The 18,115-nt window shown below is 61.9% G+C and carries 16 protein-coding genes and 1 pseudogene; 14 read left to right on the top strand and 3 right to left on the bottom strand.

Annotated features, from left to right (window positions below):
• Positions 1–56 precede the first annotated feature (56 nt).
• The 8 genes and pseudogenes from BM403_RS09385 (at position 57) to BM403_RS09350 (ending at position 9,753) form a co-directional block, all read left to right on the top strand.
• Positions 57–2,321, top strand: coding sequence for a heavy metal translocating P-type ATPase (locus tag BM403_RS09385; RefSeq protein ID WP_093542561.1), 2,265 nt, complete (start codon positions 57–59; stop codon positions 2,319–2,321).
• 16 nt (positions 2,322–2,337) lie between these two features.
• Positions 2,338–3,201, top strand: coding sequence for a LysR family transcriptional regulator (locus BM403_RS09380; RefSeq protein ID WP_046034919.1), 864 nt, complete (start codon positions 2,338–2,340; stop codon positions 3,199–3,201).
• Positions 3,202–3,424: 223 nt separating this feature from the next.
• A pseudogene (locus BM403_RS09375) lies at positions 3,425–4,489 on the top strand (putative 2-aminoethylphosphonate ABC transporter ATP-binding protein).
• A 1-nt stretch (position 4,490) separates the two neighbouring features.
• Complete coding sequence (locus BM403_RS09370) at positions 4,491–6,197, top strand: putative 2-aminoethylphosphonate ABC transporter permease subunit (protein WP_093542559.1); 1,707 nt, start codon at positions 4,491–4,493, stop codon at positions 6,195–6,197.
• An 18-nt stretch (positions 6,198–6,215) separates the two neighbouring features.
• Complete coding sequence (locus tag BM403_RS09365; RefSeq protein WP_015886383.1) at positions 6,216–7,238, top strand: putative 2-aminoethylphosphonate ABC transporter substrate-binding protein; 1,023 nt, start codon at positions 6,216–6,218, stop codon at positions 7,236–7,238.
• Between the two features lie 125 nt (positions 7,239–7,363).
• The gene (locus BM403_RS09360; protein ID WP_015886382.1) at positions 7,364–8,497 is read left to right on the top strand and encodes a TIGR03364 family FAD-dependent oxidoreductase; all 1,134 of its coding nucleotides are present in this window, start codon (positions 7,364–7,366) and stop codon (positions 8,495–8,497) included.
• Positions 8,497–9,048, top strand: a complete 552-nt coding sequence (locus BM403_RS09355) for a phosphonate degradation HD-domain oxygenase (RefSeq protein ID WP_093542556.1) — start codon at positions 8,497–8,499, stop codon at positions 9,046–9,048. Before BM403_RS09360 ends, BM403_RS09355 begins: the two co-directional genes overlap by 1 nt.
• Positions 9,049–9,189: 141 nt before the next feature.
• On the top strand, positions 9,190–9,753 hold the full coding sequence (locus BM403_RS09350) for a hypothetical protein (protein ID WP_093542555.1): 564 nt from the start codon (positions 9,190–9,192) through the stop codon (positions 9,751–9,753).
• 9 nt (positions 9,754–9,762) lie between these two features.
• Here the strand turns inward: BM403_RS09350 and BM403_RS09345 are convergent, their stop codons facing one another.
• Together BM403_RS09345 and BM403_RS09340 are read right to left on the bottom strand one after the other, a co-directional pair.
• Complete coding sequence (locus BM403_RS09345) at positions 9,763–11,121, bottom strand: DUF3482 domain-containing protein (protein ID WP_015886379.1); 1,359 nt, start codon at positions 11,119–11,121, stop codon at positions 9,763–9,765.
• Positions 11,114–12,493 (bottom strand): DUF2868 domain-containing protein, encoded by a 1,380-nt coding sequence (locus BM403_RS09340; RefSeq protein WP_093542553.1) that lies wholly within the window; start codon positions 12,491–12,493, stop codon positions 11,114–11,116. The genes BM403_RS09345 and BM403_RS09340 overlap by 8 nt, the downstream gene beginning before the upstream one ends.
• A 69-nt stretch (positions 12,494–12,562) precedes the next feature.
• Here BM403_RS09340 and BM403_RS09335 point away from each other — a divergent pair, with 69 nt between their 5' ends.
• The 3 genes from BM403_RS09335 (at position 12,563) to BM403_RS09325 (ending at position 13,675) form a co-directional block, all read left to right on the top strand.
• Positions 12,563–13,075, top strand: a complete 513-nt coding sequence (locus BM403_RS09335) for a dihydrofolate reductase (RefSeq protein WP_093542551.1) — start codon at positions 12,563–12,565, stop codon at positions 13,073–13,075.
• A gap of 83 nt (positions 13,076–13,158) precedes the next feature.
• The gene (locus tag BM403_RS09330; protein WP_038998262.1) at positions 13,159–13,398 is read left to right on the top strand and encodes a type II toxin-antitoxin system RelB/DinJ family antitoxin; all 240 of its coding nucleotides are present in this window, start codon (positions 13,159–13,161) and stop codon (positions 13,396–13,398) included.
• Entirely contained in the window at positions 13,388–13,675 is a 288-nt protein-coding gene (locus BM403_RS09325; protein WP_046034926.1) for a type II toxin-antitoxin system RelE family toxin, read from the top strand. The genes BM403_RS09330 and BM403_RS09325 overlap by 11 nt, the downstream gene beginning before the upstream one ends.
• A gap of 31 nt (positions 13,676–13,706) precedes the next feature.
• Here the strand turns inward: BM403_RS09325 and BM403_RS09320 are convergent, their stop codons facing one another.
• Positions 13,707–15,098, bottom strand: a complete 1,392-nt coding sequence (locus tag BM403_RS09320; RefSeq protein WP_015886376.1) for an L-cystine transporter — start codon at positions 15,096–15,098, stop codon at positions 13,707–13,709.
• A gap of 242 nt (positions 15,099–15,340) precedes the next feature.
• On the opposite strand from BM403_RS09320, the gene BM403_RS09315 reads away from it, so the two are divergent.
• The 3 genes from BM403_RS09315 to BM403_RS09305 all read left to right on the top strand — a co-directional run bounded on the left by BM403_RS09315 (position 15,341) and on the right by BM403_RS09305 (position 18,090).
• Complete coding sequence (locus BM403_RS09315; protein WP_064054339.1) at positions 15,341–16,399, top strand: HAD family hydrolase; 1,059 nt, start codon at positions 15,341–15,343, stop codon at positions 16,397–16,399.
• Between the two features lie 213 nt (positions 16,400–16,612).
• Entirely contained in the window at positions 16,613–17,146 is a 534-nt protein-coding gene (locus BM403_RS09310) for an RNA polymerase sigma factor (protein WP_093542549.1), read from the top strand.
• On the top strand, positions 17,143–18,090 hold the full coding sequence (locus BM403_RS09305) for a FecR family protein (RefSeq protein WP_093542547.1): 948 nt from the start codon (positions 17,143–17,145) through the stop codon (positions 18,088–18,090). The genes BM403_RS09310 and BM403_RS09305 overlap by 4 nt, the downstream gene beginning before the upstream one ends.
• Positions 18,091–18,115: the final 25 nt, after the last annotated feature.

Genomic DNA, 18,115 nt, shown 5'->3' with positions numbered 1-18,115 from the left:
CTATAGTGGCTACAGGGTCTTTACTTGGCAACAGGCACCTCTACGGACGCGACAGAATGAGCGATTCCATCCACACCCCGCACAAACATGACCATGATCACGATCACGATCACGATCATGGCCCGAAGAAATTGACCCCCGTGCATGACCACGGCCATGGCGGCTCCTGCTGTTCCGGCACGCAGGCCCCTGCGTTGGTGCAACTGAGCGAAGCGCCCACCGCCGGTTCGCGGCTGAGCACCTTTCGCATCGAAGCCATGGACTGCCCCACCGAGCAGACGCTGATCCAGAACAAACTGGGCAAGCTTGCGGGCGTGCAGCAGCTGGAATTCAACCTGATCAACCGCATCCTCGGGGTCACCCATGACCTGCCGAGCACCGCGCCGATCATCGACGCGATCAAATCCCTCGGCATGCAGGCCGATCCCATCGAAGAAGGCACGCCTGCCGCTGAGCCGCCCGCCAAGAAACACTGGTGGCCGCTGGCGTTGTCCGGCGTCGGCGCGTTGGCTGCCGAAGTGCTGCACTTCACTGACGCCGCGCCTACCTGGGTGATCGCGGTGGTGGCGTTGGTGTCGATCCTCAGCGGCGGCCTCACCACGTACAAGAAGGGCTGGATTGCCCTGAAAAACCTCAACCTGAACATCAATGCCTTGATGAGTATCGCGGTGACCGGCGCGATCCTGATTGGCCAGTGGCCGGAAGCCGCGATGGTGATGTTCCTGTTTACTGTCGCCGAGTTGATCGAAGCCAAATCCCTGGATCGCGCGCGTAATGCCATCAGCGGCTTGATGCAGATGACACCCGAGCAGGCCACCGTGCAGCAGGCTGACGGCACGTGGGTTGAAAAAGAGGTCAAAAGCATAGAAATGGGTGCGATTGTGCGGGTTAAGCCCGGCGAACGCATCGGCCTGGACGGTGAAGTCACTGCCGGCCAATCCACCATCGACCAGGCGCCGATCACCGGTGAAAGCCTGCCGATTGAAAAAACCGTGGGCGATAAAGTCTTCGCCGGCACCATCAACCAGGCCGGTTCCCTGGAATATAAAGTGACCGCGGCGGCCAACAACTCCACCCTGGCGCGCATCATTCACGCGGTGGAACAGGCCCAAGGCGCACGGGCGCCGACCCAGCGGTTCGTCGACAGGTTCTCGAAAATATACACCCCGGCCGTGTTCCTGTTTGCCTTGGGTGTGGCCATTATTCCGCCGCTGTTCATGGCTGGCGTCTGGTTCGACTGGATCTACCGTGCCCTGGTGCTGCTGGTGGTGGCATGCCCGTGTGCGCTGGTGATTTCCACCCCTGTGACCATCGTCAGCGGTCTCGCTGCGGCGGCGCGCAAAGGCATCCTGATCAAGGGCGGCGTGTACCTGGAGGGCGGTTACAAGCTCGACTACCTGGCCCTCGACAAGACCGGCACCATCACCCACGGCAAGCCGGTGCAAACCGATTACCTGGCGCTGTTCCCTAACGTCGAAGACAGCGCCCCGGCCCTGGCCGCCAGTCTGGCCGGGCGTTCTGACCACCCGGTGTCGCTGGCGATTGCCAACGCGGCTGTGGATAAAAACCTGCCCATCCACGTTGTGGATAACTTCGAGGCCCTGGCCGGTCGCGGCGTGCGCGGCGATATCAATGGCGAAACCTACCACTTGGGCAACCACCGCCTGGTGGAAGACCTGGGCCTCTGCTCGCCGGCGCTGGAAGAAAAACTCTTCGCCCTCGAGAAACAGGGCAAGTCCGTGGTGCTGCTGCTCGACAAATCCGGCCCGCTGGCGCTGTTCGCCGTGGCCGACACGGTCAAGGACAGCAGCCGCGAGGCCATCCAGCAACTGCACGAGCTGGGCATCAAGACCCTGATGCTCACCGGCGACAACACCCACACCGCCCAGGCGATTGCTGCCCAGGTCGGCATCGACCAGGCCCAGGGCGACCTGTTGCCTACCGATAAACTGCAAGCCATCGAAACCCTCTACGGCCAAGGCCATCGCGTGGGCATGGTCGGCGACGGCATCAACGACGCACCGGCGCTGGCCCGTGCCGAGATCGGTTTTGCCATGGCCGCCGCCGGTACCGACACCGCCATCGAGACCGCTGACGTAGCGCTGATGGATGATGACCTGCGCAAGATTCCGGCATTCATTCGTCTGTCGCGGCAAACGTCGAGTATCCTCAAACAGAACATCGCCCTGGCGCTGGTGATCAAGGCGATTTTCCTCGCCGTGACCTTCCTGGGCATGGCCACCATGTGGATGGCGGTGTTCGCCGACATGGGCGTGAGCCTGTTGGTGGTGTTCAATGGCCTGCGCCTGTTGCGCAAATAGTCGATGAGAGGGTGGTGTGCTGAGTGCCGAGTTGAAGGCGTTTTACATGGTCGCCCGCCTGGGCAGCATCACCCAGGCGGCGAAAAAGCTCGGCCTGAGCCAACCCACGGTCACCACCCAGGTCCGTAACCTGGAAAGCCAATACGGCGTCGAGCTGTTCTACCGAGGCGGCCGCCGCCTCACCGTCAGCGACGACGGCGCGCGCCTGCTGCCGATGGTCAAGGCGCTGTTGCAGCAGGAAGCGGATATCGAGTTCTTCCTGCGCAACAATGGCCAGGTCCAGGGTGCATTGAGAATTGCCGCAACCGCGCCGTATTACATCCTTGACCTGGTCAAAGCCTTCCGCGAACGCCTGCCGCAGGTGGAGGTGTCGGTAGAAATCGGCAACTCCCAGCAAGTGCTGGAAGCGCTGGACGATTATCGCGTCGACGTCGCCGCCTCCTCGCAATTGCTGGAAGACCCACGCCTGATTCGCCGCGTATTGGGCACTGATCCGCTGGTGTTGGCGGTGCATCGCAATCATCCACTGGCCCAGCTTGATCATGTGTCGTTGAACGCGTTGGCAGGGCATACGCTGTTGATGCGTGAGGCCGGCTCCACCACCCGCAGGTTGACCGAAGACATGCTGCAGGGCGCCGGCGTGAGTTACGGCCCGCTGCTGGAAATCGGCAGCCGCGAATCCATTCGTGAAGCGGTGCTGCGCAATATCGGCATCAGTATCATTGCCCGTCAGGAAGTGCCCCATGACCCGCAGCTGCGGGTGCTGACGATCGAGAATGCGCCGCAGATTCCGGAATACCTGTACTGCCTGAAGGAAAGAAAGGGCGCGCGGTTGCCAGCGGCGTTTCTGGGGTTGGCGCAGGAAATGTCGCCAATTTAGAGGTGTGTGGCTGCCTTGAGGGCCAATCGGGGGCAAGCCTCATCTTGGAACTCGGTCAAGTGTGGGAGGGGGCTTGCCCCCGATAGCGATAGACCAGGCAACTCACCACTGAGAGCCCTACCCAAATCCACCAATACCACTATCACCGCGTTTTGCCTTTCTGCCACATCAGGGACGCATTGCCTGCCTAGCATGGCCTTCATCAGTTTGATGAGGTGCCACCATGAACACAGCCCTGACCCAACCCGGCGCGCCGATGAAGGTGCGCGGTATCCAGAAACGCTTCGGCGCCTTTACCGCGCTGGATAACGTCTCCCTGGACGTCGCCGCCGGCGAGCTGGTGTGCCTGCTGGGCCCGTCCGGCTGCGGCAAGACCACCTTGCTGCGCTGCATCGCCGGGCTGGAGCGCCAGGACAGCGGCGAACTTTACCTGGGCAACCGGGATGTTTCCCTGCTGCCGCCCCAGGCACGGGACTACGGCATTCTGTTCCAGTCCTACGCGCTGTTTCCCAACCTCACCGTCGAAGCGAACATCGGCTACGGCCTCACCGGCAGCGGTCGTGATGAAGTACGCCAGCGCGTTGGCCAGATGCTGGAATTGGTCGGCCTGCTGGGCAGCGAAAAGAAATACCCCGGGCAACTCTCGGGTGGCCAACAGCAGCGGGTCGCCCTGGCGCGTGCCTTGGCCCCGGCGCCGTCGTTATTGCTGCTGGATGAACCGATGTCAGCCCTCGACGCCCGCGTGCGCGAGCATCTGTGCACCGAGTTGCGCTAACTGCAACGACGCCTGGGTATCACCACGTTGATGGTCACCCACAACCAGGACGAAGCCATGCTGATGGCCGACCGCATTGCCGTGATGAACAACGGCAAGGTCGAGCAATACGCCACGCCCCAGGAGATCTACGACCGCCCGGCCACGCCGTTCGTGGCGGAGTTCGTCGGCCAGGGCAATTGGCTGCCGTTCAGCCGCAACAGTGCCAGCCACGCCCAGGTCGGCGGCATGAACATGCGCCTGGCCGACGATGCCGGTGCGGCCAAGTCCGGGCGCCTGTTCTGCCGCCCGGAGGCGATCAGCATCAACCCGCCGGTGCACGAAGAGAACCTGTTCCCGGCCAAGGTCCGTGAGATCACCTTCCTCGGCAACCGCTGCCGCATGAGCTTCGAGCTGGAGCAATTGCCCGGCCACCCGTTACTGGCCGAATTGGCGCCGGAAGCCATGCCGCGCCTGGGCGCCCAGGATATCTGGGTGGCCTTGCCGCCGCGCAGCCTGCAGGTGTTTGCCTGAGATGGCTGCCGTGATGACGCTGCCGCGCCAGGCTTCCCGCGCCGAAACGGGCGACCGTATTTTCGTGCTCGGCGGCAAGCTGTTGTGGCTGTTGCTGCTGGGCATCGCCGTGCTGCTGCCATTGCTGGCGATCTTCTGGCGCGGTTTCAGCAGCGAAGCCGGGCAGGGCGGTGGCCTGGTCGCCGCGCGGGAATTGGTCACGAGCGACAACTTCCACTGGCTGCTGGGCAATAGCCTCAAAGTTTCCCTCAGCGTGGCGGCCATCGTCGTACCGCTGGCTTACCTGTTTGCCTACGCCCTGCAACGTACGCTGATTCCCGGCAAGGCGATCTGGCGCGGCCTATCGCTGCTGCCGTTGATGGCGCCGTCGATGTTGCCGGGCATTGCGCTGGTGTACCTGTTCGGCAACCAGGGCATGCTGCGCGGGCTGCTCTCGGACAACATCTACGGCTTCTGGGGCATTGTGCTGGGTGAGGTGATCTACACCTTCCCACATGCCTTGATGATTCTGCTGTCGGCGTTGTCCCTGGCGGACGCGCGGCTGTTTGATGCGGCTTCCAGCATGGGCGCGAGCCCGGCTCGGGCGTTTCGCAGCATCACCTGGCCAGCCACACGCCAGGCGGTGTTCGCCGCGTTTTGCCTGGTGTTCACCCTGACCATCACTGACTTCGGTGTGCCCGTGGTGGTGGGCGGCGATTATCAGGTGCTGGCGCTTGAGGCCTACAAAGCCGTGGTTGGCCAGCAGCAGTTCGGGCGTGGCGCATTGATCGGCATGGTGTTGCTGCTGCCGGCGCTGTTCAGCTTTGGCGTGGATGCCTGGCTGCGTCGTCGCCACGGCGATTCCATGAGCGGCCGCGCCCAAGTGTTCCAGCCGGCACCCTCGCGCCTGAGAGACGGCTGCTATCTGACTATCGTGCTGTTGATCTGTGCCGTGTTGCTGCTGGTGTTCGGCATGGCGGTGTATTCGTCGCTGGTGAAATTCTGGCCGTACAACCTGTCGCTGTCCCTTAACCACTATCAGTTCGAAGACACCGCCGGCGGCGGCTGGCTGGCCTACCGCAACAGCCTGACCATGGCGCTGTGCACGGCGTTGATCGGCAGCGTGCTGATCTTCACCGGGGCCTATCTGATGGAAAAGACCAAGGGCCAAAAGGGCCTGAACCTGGCGCTGCGCATGCTCAGTTTTGTGCCGATGGCGGTGCCTGGGTTGGTGCTGGGCCTGGGCTACGTGTTCTTTTTCAACCTCAACGGCAACCCCCTGCATGTGTTCTACGGGACCATGACCCTGCTGGTGGTGTGCACCATCGCGCACTACCTGACCACCGCACAGATGACCGCCACCACTGCACTGCGTCAGCTCGACGCGGAGTTCGAAGCCGCCGCGCTGTCGCTCAAGGCGCCGCTGTACCGCCATTACTTGAAAGTGACGGTGCCGATCTGCCTGCCGGCGCTGCTGGACATCGTGCGCTACCTGTTTGTGTCGGCGATGACCACCGTGTCCGCCGCGATCTTTCTCTACAGCCCGGACACCATCCTCGCCGCCGTCGCCGTGCTGAATATGGACGACGCCGGCAACGTCGGCGGTGCGGCGGCCATGTCCACTTTGATTCTGTTCACCTCGGCCAGCGTCTCGCTGCTGCTGGCGTGGGCTTCACATGGCGCGCTGCGCCGCTCCCAAGCCTGGCGCCAGACCGCGCCGGGCCAATAATCCTGAAGGAGGTGTTTCATGTTCAAGCCCCTGGCGCTGGTCGCTGCCGTACTCACTGCATTCAGCCTGAATGCCTTCGCCAAGACCGAGTTGACCGTGTACACGGCCCTCGAAGCCGAGCAGTTGAAGACCTATAAGCAGGCCTTCGAAAAGGCCAACCCCGATATCGAAATCAAATGGGTACGCGACTCCACTGGCATCATCACCGCCAAGCTGCTGGCCGAGAAAGCCCGCCCGCAGGCCGATGTGGTGTGGGGCCTGGCCGCCTCCAGCCTGGCGATCCTCGACCAGCAGGGCATGCTGGACAACTACGCGCCCAAGGACCTGGACAAGATCGGCAAGAACTACCGCGACGCCGCCAACCCACCGGCCTGGGTCGGCATGGATGTGTGGGCCGCGACGATCTGCTTCAACACTGTGGAGGCCGAGAAACAAGGCCTGACCAAGCCGGTGAGCTGGCAGGACCTGACCAAGCCTGAGTACAAGGGCAAGATCGTCATGCCTAACCCGGCGTCGTCCGGCACTGGCTTCCTGGATGTGAGCGCCTGGCTGCAGACCTTTGGCGAGAAGCAAGGCTGGCAGTACATGGACGACCTGCACCAGAACATCGGGCAGTACGTTCACTCCGGCTCCAAGCCGTGCAAGCTGGCAGCGTCGGGTGAATTCCCGATCGGGATTTCGTTCGAATACCCGGCCGTGCAGTTGAAGCGCCAGGGCGCGCCGCTGGACATCATCCTGCCGAAGGAAGGCCTGGGCTGGGACATCGAAGCCACGGCGGTGATCAAAGGCACAGCCCACGCCGACGCCGCGAAAAAACTCGCCGATTTCTCCGCAAGCCCGGCTGCCATGGACCTGTACAAGGACAACTTCGCCGTCCTCGCCCAGCCCGGCATTGCCAAGCCGCAGACCGAATTGCCGGCCGATTATGAACAGCGCCTGATCAAGAACGACTTTGCCTGGGCCTCGAAGAACCGCGACAGCATTTTGACCGAGTGGCGTAAGCGCTATGACGGCAAGTCGGAGAAAGTGGCAGGGCAGTAAGGTTTTTCGTTAGGGCTACTGGCCTCATCGGGGGCAAGCCCCTTCCCACACTGATGGCATTCACAAATCGAACTGTGGGAGGGGGCTTGCCCCCGATGGCGGTCTGGAAAACAGGACATCACGATATGACACACCACAGCGACCTGCTGATCATCGGCGCCGGCATCCTCGGCCTGTCCCATGCCTACGCCGCCGCCAAGCGCGGCCTCAAGGTCAAGGTGTTCGAGCGCAGTGCCACCCCGCTGGGCGCCTCGGTGCGCAACTTTGGCCAGGCGCTGGTCACCGGCCAACCGCCGGGGCCGATGCTCGACCTGGCACGGGAAAGTCGCGCTATCTGGGGGCAATGGGCTGAGCGGGCGGGTCTGCAGCTCAAGCGCAACGGCGCCTACCTGTTCGCCCGCACCGAAGCGGAAGAGCATCTGCTGGAAGCCTTCTGTGCCGGCCGTGCACAGGAGCACGGCTACAACGTTGACCTGCTGCAAGGCGCAGCGATGAAAGATCTATACGGCGGCCAGTTCCGTCATCATCGCGCCGCGCTGCATGGCAAGGACGATCAGCAGCTGTATTCGCGCGAAGCGATCCCGGCGCTGATCAACTACCTGGCGCAAGCGCTGAACGTGGAGTTCTACTTCTCAACGCTGGTGCGCGATGTGGAACCGGGCCAGTTGCACAGCACGGCGGGCAGCTTTCGCGGCGAGCAGATCATCGTGTGCTCCGGCCACGACTACCAGACCCTGCTGGCCGAGGCGATCGCCGAACTCAACCCGAGCATCTGCCGCCTGCAAATGCTGCGTGCGCGGCCTGCGGTGAACCTGAACCTGCAACACGCGTTGCTCACCGGCTTGAGTTGCGTGCACTACGGCGCCTTCGCCGATCTGCCGGAAGCCGCGCCGGTGCAGGCGCAGATCCTGCGTGAAGCGCCGCACCTGCACGAACACGGCATCCATCTGCTGATCAGCCCGACACCCCATGGAGAACTGATCATCGGCGACTCCCATGACTACGGCAGCGATGCGTCGCCCTTCAATGCCGAGCAGATTGATGACTGGATGATCGAACTGGCCGAGCAGACGCTGGGCTGCAAGATCCAGGTGGTGGAACGCTGGCAGGGCGTGTACGGCTCGCGCGGGCCGGCGCCGTTTTCCTTCCTGCGGGCTGCTCCAGGCATCAGTGCGGCGTTGATGCACACCGGCGTGGGCATGAGCGTGGGGCCGGCGATGGCAGAGCGCAATATCACCACATTGTGGGGAGCGGCGTGATGAACCCGGAACAGGCAATCGCCGACGTCTTCGGCTTGTATGAGCAATACGGCACGGCGGACTACATCGGCGAGCCGGTGTCGCAGCTCGAGCACATGTCCCAGGCTGCGCAGTTGGCCATGGCTGAGGGCGTTGATGATGAAGTGGTGCTGGCGGCGTTTTTCCACGATATCGGTCACCTCTGCGGCCAGGGTGGCGAGAACATGGACGGTTATGGCGTCGTCAGCCATGAGCGGCTGGGTGCGGATTATCTACGCCGCGCAGGGTTCAGCGAGCGCATGGCCAAGTTGGTCGAGTATCACGTACAGGCCAAACGCTACTTGACCTTTGTTCAACCGGATTACTACGCGCGCTTGAGTGAAGCCAGCCGTCGCACCCTGGTTTACCAGGGCGGGGTGATGAGCGCCGAAGAAGCCCGAGCCTTTGAGCAGGACCCGCTGTGCGCCGTGAGTTTGCGCATGCGTCACTGGGACGAACAGGCCAAAGGCGTGAACGTACCCGTGTTGGACGTTGAGGTGTTGAAGGTCAAGGCCCTTGGGATGTTGCGCTGACAGGGGGCTTTTGCCGACAGGGAAAGGTACAGGCAGGGTGTTGTTCAGTTGTACTTTCCTGTCTTCGGCATGGCCGCGCTGACCTAGTTGATAAACCTCCCTTGCTCTAGCGTGTGAGCGTGTTCTAAAGGGAGAAGGTCCATGCGTTATTTAAAGGTGATTGCTCAAGACCGCTCTTACAGTGGCAGGCCAGATACCGTCGTGCTGCAGTTTTGCGCAACGGTGGCTGGCAGCAAAGAGGCGGTGATTAATAACGCCTACGCGCTTGATATCAATGAAGACGGAGGCATTGATGTCTGCTTGGGAGATGTCACAAATAATGAGCTGGAAAGTACCCGTGATCACCAGTTGCTGAGCAAGTTTGCCGGCGCCTATCTGAAATTTAACTGGTTCAGCAGCGGGCTTGCTTCAATGCGTTATATGCATATCTTTACCGAGGATTTTTATAAGGACGGCACCCCAGATACTGTCCGTTTACATCTGTATAAGGGCTTCGGCCCTATCACTAAAAAAACACAGGTCATGTGGAGCGCGGCGTATGACTTTGATAATGACGGGGCGCTCGAATGGAATATTCACTTTGATGTTAACCATGATGGCGTTATTGACGACATCGACAGGACGCTGGTTCAACAGCTTGCCGAGACCTACTTGAGATTCAAATGGCATGAGCCCGAGGGGGCGCCACGTTGTAACGGGCGTTGAGCGCTGGTCTCAGAGTGCGTTGGCCAGGCTTTCGATCTGTTCGTTGCGCTCTGCCTGGCTCAGCTTGGCATGCGGGTTCAGCGACGACCACTGTGGATGGGCGCGGGCTTTGTGCAATGCGTCCGGCAACTTGCCTTCGCGCCAGCTTTTGTCCTGGGGCGTGTCGACCTTGATGCTGTGCATCGCCGCATGGCCGCGCAGGTTGAGGGCCTTGAGCAACTGGCGTTGGCGCAGGGCGAGCAGGCGCAACACGCTGTCGTCGACGGTCAGCTCGCGCTGGCCTTTGATTTTGCCCAACAGGCGGCTGCCATAACTGCGTGCGGTTTGCAGTGCGCCACCGGCAATCGCGCCAGCCAGGGCGGCGGCGCCAAGCGTCAAGCCACCGACCAATAAATCCACACCGGCCCCTGCGGCCGCGCCTGCCGCGATCCCGCCGCCGACGCGCACGCCCAGTTGCTTGAGGGTTTCCGGGTTGAACAGGTCATCGCCCCAGCGCCCGTCCAGCAAGGGAAGGTCGCTGGCGGCGGCGTCCTGCGGGCGGAAGCCGAATAATTTGAGCAAGGCTTCCACGCATTTTTGTTCGCGTTGGCGTACGGCTTTGCGCAGGTCACCGATGGCTTGCTGTTCATCTTCGGTGAGCACGCTGCGGCGGCAGGCGGCGCAGTCGATCAGCAGCTCGGCGATCAAGCGCGCGGCGCTTTGCTGACGGGCCTGGCGTTGGGCTTGCTGGTCGAGAATCAACCGCTCCAGCTGTGGCCGCGCGTTCTCCAGCAGCAAGGCAAGGCTTTCATACAAGCGTCGCTCGCCGTCTTCCGGCGGCGCCACGCTGTCGAAGCGCACCAGCGCATGCAGGCCAAGGCGGGCGAGGGCTTCGCGCCAGTCCGGCTCGCGGTGGTCGCTGCTGCTGACAAAGTTGAGCACCGGCAGCAGCGGCTTACCGCAGCTGGCCAGCACTTGCAGCTCATCGCGGTACTTGGCCAGTACCGGCTCGCGGGCGTCGATCACGTACAACCCGGCGTCGGAGGCCAGCAGTTGGCGCAGCACTTTGGCTTCCTGCTCGAAGCGCTGGCGGGCTTCGCTACCCTCCAAAAAGCGCGCCAAGCGTGCCGGGCCGTCGAGGCGTTCGCCGGGGCGATCCAGGCGCTCCAGGTAATCGAGCAGGGCGATGGCGTCTTCCAGTCCGGGCGTGTCGTACAGCTCCAGCAAGGCTTCGCCGTCCACCGACAAACGCGCGCCTTCGACATGCCGCGTGGTGCTGGGGCGGTGGGAGACTTCGCCAAAGCCCACGTCACGCGTGAGGGTGCGCAGCAGCGAGGTCTTGCCGACATTGGTGTGGCCGACCACGGCGAGTTTCAGGGGCTTAGTCATGACCGCTCTCCAGCCAGTTCAATGGCGCACAATCGGCGAACGGCAGTTCAAGCTGTTGCAGTGCGGCGTGCCAGTCGCCCAAGCGTTCGGCGTCCAAGGCCTGGCCGGACGGGGCTTGCAGCAACCACACGCGGGTGGCGGTGGCGCTGCGCGCCAACTCGGCGATCAGCGCCAGGCTGCCACGGTCGGGCGAACGGCGCGGGTCGCAGGCAATGGCCAGGCGTGCGGGCGGAAAGCGCGTCAGTTGTTCGAGCAGTTTGTGGCGCGATTCGCGGCTGTCGAGGATGCCGGCGTTCTTCACGCTGGCCGGCAGTTTGGGTGGCCAAGCGTGTTGATCGTCCAATTCGATGGCGACCACCAGCGCGCCGTCGCTTTCCAGTTCACTGACGCCGCCGCTGACGTGATGCAGCTGTTCGGGTGCGGCGTCGTTGACGCCGAGGCGCTCGCTGCTCGGCATCAAACGCTCACGCAGTTGGCTGTAGCCCGGCAGGTTCAGGTCCAGGCGCAATGCCGCGCGCCCGCGTTTCCAGCGCCATAGGCACAGCAGCGCGAGGACCAGGCGGGGCAGCAGGCCGTAGACCAGCAGCACGCCCACCAGCCAGGCGGCCCAGGCTTGGCGGGCGCTTTCGATATTCAGCGCCGAGTCGCCGCTGGCGCGGATCATCTCGACGGTCGGCACGTTGAAGCCGAGCAACGCGGGCAGGGTGCCAAGGGCCTGGGTGACGGCGACAAAAGTGTCGGCACCAAGAATGGTGGTTTCCCACACAAAGCCGTAGCGGCGGGTGGCGAGCAGCGTAAGAAGAATCACCAGCGCACTGAGCAACGCCAACAACCACAGGCTGTTGACCAGCACACCCACCGCCCAGCGATTGAGTTTCTGCCGTTGCAGCAGCAGTAACAGCGCGGGTGCCAGTTGGGCCGCTTTAGCGTCACGGGCGAGTTTTTCGCTGAGCCACAACCACAGTCGCCCCAGGCTGGCACTGTGTTCGCCGGCAAACAGCAGACCCAGCGCCCAACTGATCAGCAGGATCAGGTTCAAGCCGAGCAGGCTGCCCAGGGCCCAGAACACATTCACCGGGGTCAGGCCGTTACCCAGCGCAGCAAAGGCCAGTCCGGCGCCGCTGATCACGGCGACGATGGCCAGCAGCACCAGCGCCAAACGCGCGCCTTGCAGCCAGCGGGTGAGGGCGGCCGTGAGTCCATCGCGCTCGGCCAGGTACAGGGCGCGCTGCTGGATGCGCGTCGGCAGGTCACCGCCGGCCGAGCGGGCCAGGCGGTTGGCTTCCAGATCTTCCAGGTTGCCGGCGTGTTCTTCGCGCAGGCGTACGGTTTCTGTCAGCCAGAGTTTTTGCAGGGGGTTCAGTGCAGTCACGCGCCGTCCTGTTGAGCAAGTGAGGTTGGAGCATAACCGCAGACCTGCGGCTCTGGTATTCTCGTCGCCATGAAAAAAACTCTCCCTTTAAGCCTGATCGCAGCCCTCGGTGAAAACCGTGTGATCGGCGTCGACAACAGCATGCCCTGGCATTTGCCGGGGGATTTCAAATATTTCAAGGCCACCACGCTCGGCAAGCCGATCATCATGGGGCGCAAGACCTGGGATTCCCTGGGCCGACCGCTGCCGGGGCGCCTGAACCTGGTGGTTAGCCGTCAGACCGATCTGGCGCTCGAAGGTGCGGAAGTTTTTCCGTCACTGGATGCTGCGATTGAACGCGCCGAGGCGTGGGCGTTGGAGCAGGGCGTGGATGAGCTGATGCTGATCGGCGGTGCGCAGTTGTATGCGCAGGGGTTGGAGCAGGCGGATCGCTTGTATTTGACGCGGGTGGCGCTGAGCCCGGAAGGAGATGCGTGGTTTCCGCAGTTTGATGCGGGCCAGTGGACGCTGGTGTCGAATGTCGAGAATGCGGCTGAGGGTGATAAGCCGGCGTACAGCTTTGAGGTTTGGGAAAAGGTCTGATCGGCACCGGATAAGCCTGACTTGCAAAAGAAACCGTTATGCGCCACTGTAATGACCAATGTCTTTACAGTGAGGGCTATCCCATGGCCTCTATTAACGTACGTATCGACGACGATCTTAAGGCTCGTGCTTATCGCGAGCTGGAAAAACTCGGCGTCACCCCATCGGAATTAATGCGCCAAGCTTTGCAATACGTGGCAGAGCGCGGCCAGCTACCCTTCAAGCCTGTTCTCCTGACTGAAGATGACGAAGCTTTGTTGGCTACCGTTCGGGAGCGGTTGGCTGCGCCTCAGCGAGTGAAGGTCTCATTGGATGACCTATGAACTCGATTTCGATGCGCGAGCTTTAAAGGAATGGCACAAACTCGGCGATACCATTCGCCAACAGTTTAAAAAGAAGCTGGCCGAGATCTTGATCAATCCACGTATAGAAGCCAGCCGCCTGCATGGTTTGCCCGATTGCTACAAGATCAAGCTTCGCAGCAGTGGCTATCGGTTGGTGTATCAAGTGATTGAGCAGGAGATCACGGTATTTGTCGTTGCCGTCGACAAGCGTGAGCGTGAAGAGGTTTACCGAAAGGCTGCCGATCGATTGAGCTAGCAGGGAGCAAGATCCCTGCTAGCTGATTTCGTTAAGCCTGCGCTAACTCAGCATGCTCATCCGCATTCAACCGTTCTTTATCCGTCTGCCCCATGATCTGGCTGGTAATCGCGCCCGCCGTCATCGAACCATTCACGTTCAGCGCCGTACGGCCCATGTCGATCAGCGGCTCCACGGAAATCAGTAGCGCCACCAGCGATACCGGCAGGCCCATCGCCGGCAGTACGATCAATGCGGCGAAGGTCGCCCCGCCGCCCACGCCCGCCACACCGGCCGAACTCAGGGTCACAATCGCCACCAAGGTCGCGATCCACAGCGGATCCAGCGGGTTGATGCCGACAGTCGGTGCAACCATCACCGCCAACATCGCAGGGTAGAGACCCGCGCAGCCGTTCTGGCCGATGGTCGCGCCAAACGACGCGGCGAAACCGGCGATGGATTGCGGGATGCCCAGGCGACGGGTCTGCGCTTCAATGCTCAGCGGGATCGCCGCCGCGCTGGAGCGGCTGGTGAAGGCAAAGGTCAGCACCGGCCACACCTTGCGGAAGAAGCGCAGCGGGTTGATCCCCGCCAGCGACAGCAGCAGGCCATGCACCACAAACATCAGGCCCAGCGCCAGGTATGACACGACCACAAAACTGCCGAGCTTGATGATGTCTTGCAGGTTGGAGCCAGCGACGACTTTGGTCATCAGTGCCAGCACGCCATAGGGCGTGAGCTTCATGACCAGGCGCACCAAGCGCATCACCCAGGCTTGCAGGGTGTCGATGGCATTGAGCACTTTCTGGCCTTTTTCCACGTCATCCTTGAGCAGTTGCAGTGCGGCAACCCCCAGGAAGGCGGCGAAGATCACCACGCTGATGATCGATGTCGGCTTGGCCCGCGCCAGGTCGGCGAACGGGTTGGCGGGCACGAACGACAGCAGCAATTGCGGGATATTCAGGTCGGCGACCTTGCCGGCGTAGTCACTCTGGATCACTTGCAGGCGCGCCATTTCCTGGGTGCCGGCCACCAGGCCTTCAGCGGTGAGGCCGAACAGGTTGGTCAGCGCGATACCGATCAGCGCCGCAATCGCGGTGGTGAACAGCAGCGTGCCGATGGTCAAAAAGCTGATCTTGCCGAGTGATGAGGCGTTGTGCAGACGTGCCACGGCGCTGAGGATCGAGGCGAATACCAGCGGGATCACGATCATTTGCAACAGTTGTACGTAGCCGTTACCGACGAGGTCGAACCAGCCGATGGAGGCTTTGAGCACAGGATTGCCGTCGCCGTAGATCGTGTGCAGAACGGCACCGAACACCACGCCGAGAACCAGCGCAAACAGGACCTTCTTGGCGAGGCTCCAGTTTGTGCGGCGGGTTTGTGCCAGGCCCAGCAAGAGGGCCGCGAACACTAGTAAATTGAGAATCAGGGGAAGATTCATTGAAACTCCGTTGAGAGGGCAGCCAATCGCGCGAGCCTGCGACTGCGAACCGGCAAGCCTAACAGCTTGAAATATATTGATTTAATATCGATATGGAATGGTGGCTGTCGTTTTTGGAATAAGCACCTGACGCTCAGGCACATGAGGGTGACGGGATCAGGACGCGTACGGTCGTGCTCAACGTGGGAACTGTCACAGGGATTTGTTAGCGTCGGTATCTTTCACTCAGGGAGACACCGCCTATGAAGTTCGCGCCGAAATTACTAGCCGCCGCATTCTGCCTCGGACTCGTCAGCCAGGCGTTCGCCGCCACCGAGTTGAAACACTGGCCGGCACCTGCCGCCAAGCAGCTCAATGAAATGATCGCCGCCAATGCCAACAAGGGTAACTTCGCGGTGTTCGACATGGACAACACCAGCTACCGCTACGACCTCGAAGAGTCCCTGCTGCCCTACATGGAAAACAAGGGCCTGATCACCCGCGACAGCCTTGATCCGTCGCTCAAGCTTATGCCGTTCAAAGACACCGCCGACCATAAGGAAAGTCTGTTCAGTTACTACTATCGCCTCTGCGAAGTGGACGACATGGTTTGCTACCCGTGGGTCGCCCAGGTGTTCTCGGGCTTCACCCTCAAGGAGCTCAAAGTGCAGGTCGATGAGCTGATGGCCTCCGGCAAGCCCGTGCCGGTCAGTTATTTTGACGGCGACGTGGTGAAGCAGTCCGAAGTGCAACCGCCGAAAGTCTTCACCGGCCAGGCCGAGCTGTACAACAAGCTGATGGAAAACGGCATCGAGGTGTATGTGATGACCGCCGCTTCCGAGGAGCTAGTGCGCATGGTCGCCGCCGATCCGAAGTATGGCTACAACGTCAAACCCGAGAACGTCATCGGCGTGAGCACCTTGCTCAAGGACCGCAAGACCGGTGAGCTGACCACCGCGCGCAAACAGATCACCGCCGGCAAATATGACGAGAAGGCCAACCTCGGCCTGGAACTGACCCCGTACCTGTGGACTCCGGCCACTTGGATGGCAGGCAAGCACGCGGCGATCCTCACCTACATCGACGAATGGAAGAAGCCGGTGATCGTTGGCGGTGACACACCGACCAGCGACGGCTACATGCTGTTCCACGATGTGGACGTGGCCAAGGGCGGCATCCACCTGTGGATCAACCGTAAAGACAAATACATGACCCAACTGAACGGCATGATCGCCAAGCACGCGGCGGCGCAGGCCAAGGAAGGGTTGCCGGTGACGGCGGATAAAAACTGGGTGATCGTCAAACCTGACGAAATTCAGTAAGCCTGAGGTGGCTTTAATCAGGGGCAAGCCCCCTCCCACATTTGACCGAGTTCCAACATGAGAATGCAGTCAGTGTGGGAGGGGGCTTGCCCCCGATAGCTATTTGATTGACGCCCCAAAGGCACAGCTAAAATAGATATCAATTGCGAACCAATCTCATCCTCTGCTAGCGTGCGCACTTCCTGAACCCTCCGTTCTTCTCAAGGTAGTGCTGTGCCCTCCTGGAATTCGCAGATCGCGCGCCTGTTCGCGGAGCAGAAGAAAGCCCTCGAAGCCTTCGTCACCCGCCGCACCGGCAGCGCCCAGGTGGCCGCCGACCTGACCCAGGAGTCGTTCCTGCGCCTGGCGCGCCTGGACTCCGGCGAGAAGATCGACAACCTCCCGGCCTTCCTCTTCACCATTGCCAGTAATCTGGTGCGCGATCACCAGCGCCAGGCCATCCGCCGTGAACGGCTGGATGCCGGTGAGCCCAGCGAAGAGTTGCCGTGCGGCAACCCAGGTGCCGACGAACAATTGGCCGCCTACCAACAGGAGCAACTCATGCAGGACGCGATCCTGGCGTTGCCCGAAGCGACTCGGCAGATCTTCCTGCTCTATCATGTCGACGAACTGTCCTACCGCGAAATTGGTGGGCGCCTGTCGATCACCCCGCGCAGTGTGGAATACCAATTGCGTCGCGCCTTGATTGAATGCCGCGCTTACATCAAGACGCGGCTTGCCTGCGAGACACAAGGACGTCGGTCATGACTGCCACACACACTGCCGACGACCTATTCGAAGAAGCGTCCGGCTGGTATTTCCGCCTGCAGGCTGAGGATGTTACCCCGGCCGAAATGGACGCCTTTGCCGCGTGGCTCGGGCAGGGCCAGGCCCAGGATGACGCCTGGCAGGAAGTGCAGGCGATGCTCGGTGGCTTACGTGAACCGGCACGCCTGATCCGCCGCGCCGAACAGGCTGCCTGGCGCAAGCCCGCCCGGCGTTGGGCCCGCGCCGCCGGCCTGTTGCTGGCGGTGGGGCTGACCGTGCAGAACACGCCCTGGCTCGACCGCCTGCGCGCGGACTACGCCACTGGCACCGGCGAATCGCGCACGGTCGAACTGGCTGACGGTTCCCACTTGCAGCTCAACACCGACAGCGCCGTGCAGGTCCGCATGAGTGCCGGTGAGCGGCAGATTCGTTTGCTGCGTGGCGAAGGCTTCTTCGACGTCACCAAAGACCCGGCGCGGCCCTTCGTAGTACAGTCCGGCGATGGCTGGGTGAAGGTGGTCGGCACTCAGTTCAGCGTGACACGGCGCGATGCGCAGACGCGAGTGCAGGTGGCGCAGGGCAAGGTGCAGGTCAGTTCCGGCAGGGGTACGGCGGTTTATTTGGAACCGGGGCGGGCGGTGGAGTATCAGGGCCAGCGCCTCGCCGACGTCCACGGTTTCGATCCGGCCAGCGGCTTTGCCTGGCGTCAGCGGCAGTTGGTGTTCCGTCAACAACCGCTGTCCGAAGTGGTCAGCGAGTTGAACCGCTATTGGCCGGGCAAGACCCTGGTGCTCGGTGATGCGCTGCGCAATCGCGTGGTGTCCGGCGTGTTCGAGATCGACAAGCCCGAGGCCGTGATCAAGGCGCTGGAATACACCCTCAACCTGCGCGCCGAGCACTACACCCCGTATTTACTGGTGTTGCGCGAAGGCAAAGCGTCCTGACAGCAACTTTTTCAAAATATTTTCA

This window comes from Pseudomonas sp. OV546, assembly GCF_900116845.1.
GTDB lineage: Bacteria > Pseudomonadota > Gammaproteobacteria > Pseudomonadales > Pseudomonadaceae > Aquipseudomonas > Aquipseudomonas petroselini.
Note: the sequence above shows the minus strand (reverse complement) of the source record. Positions and strands in the feature narration are given on the sequence as shown.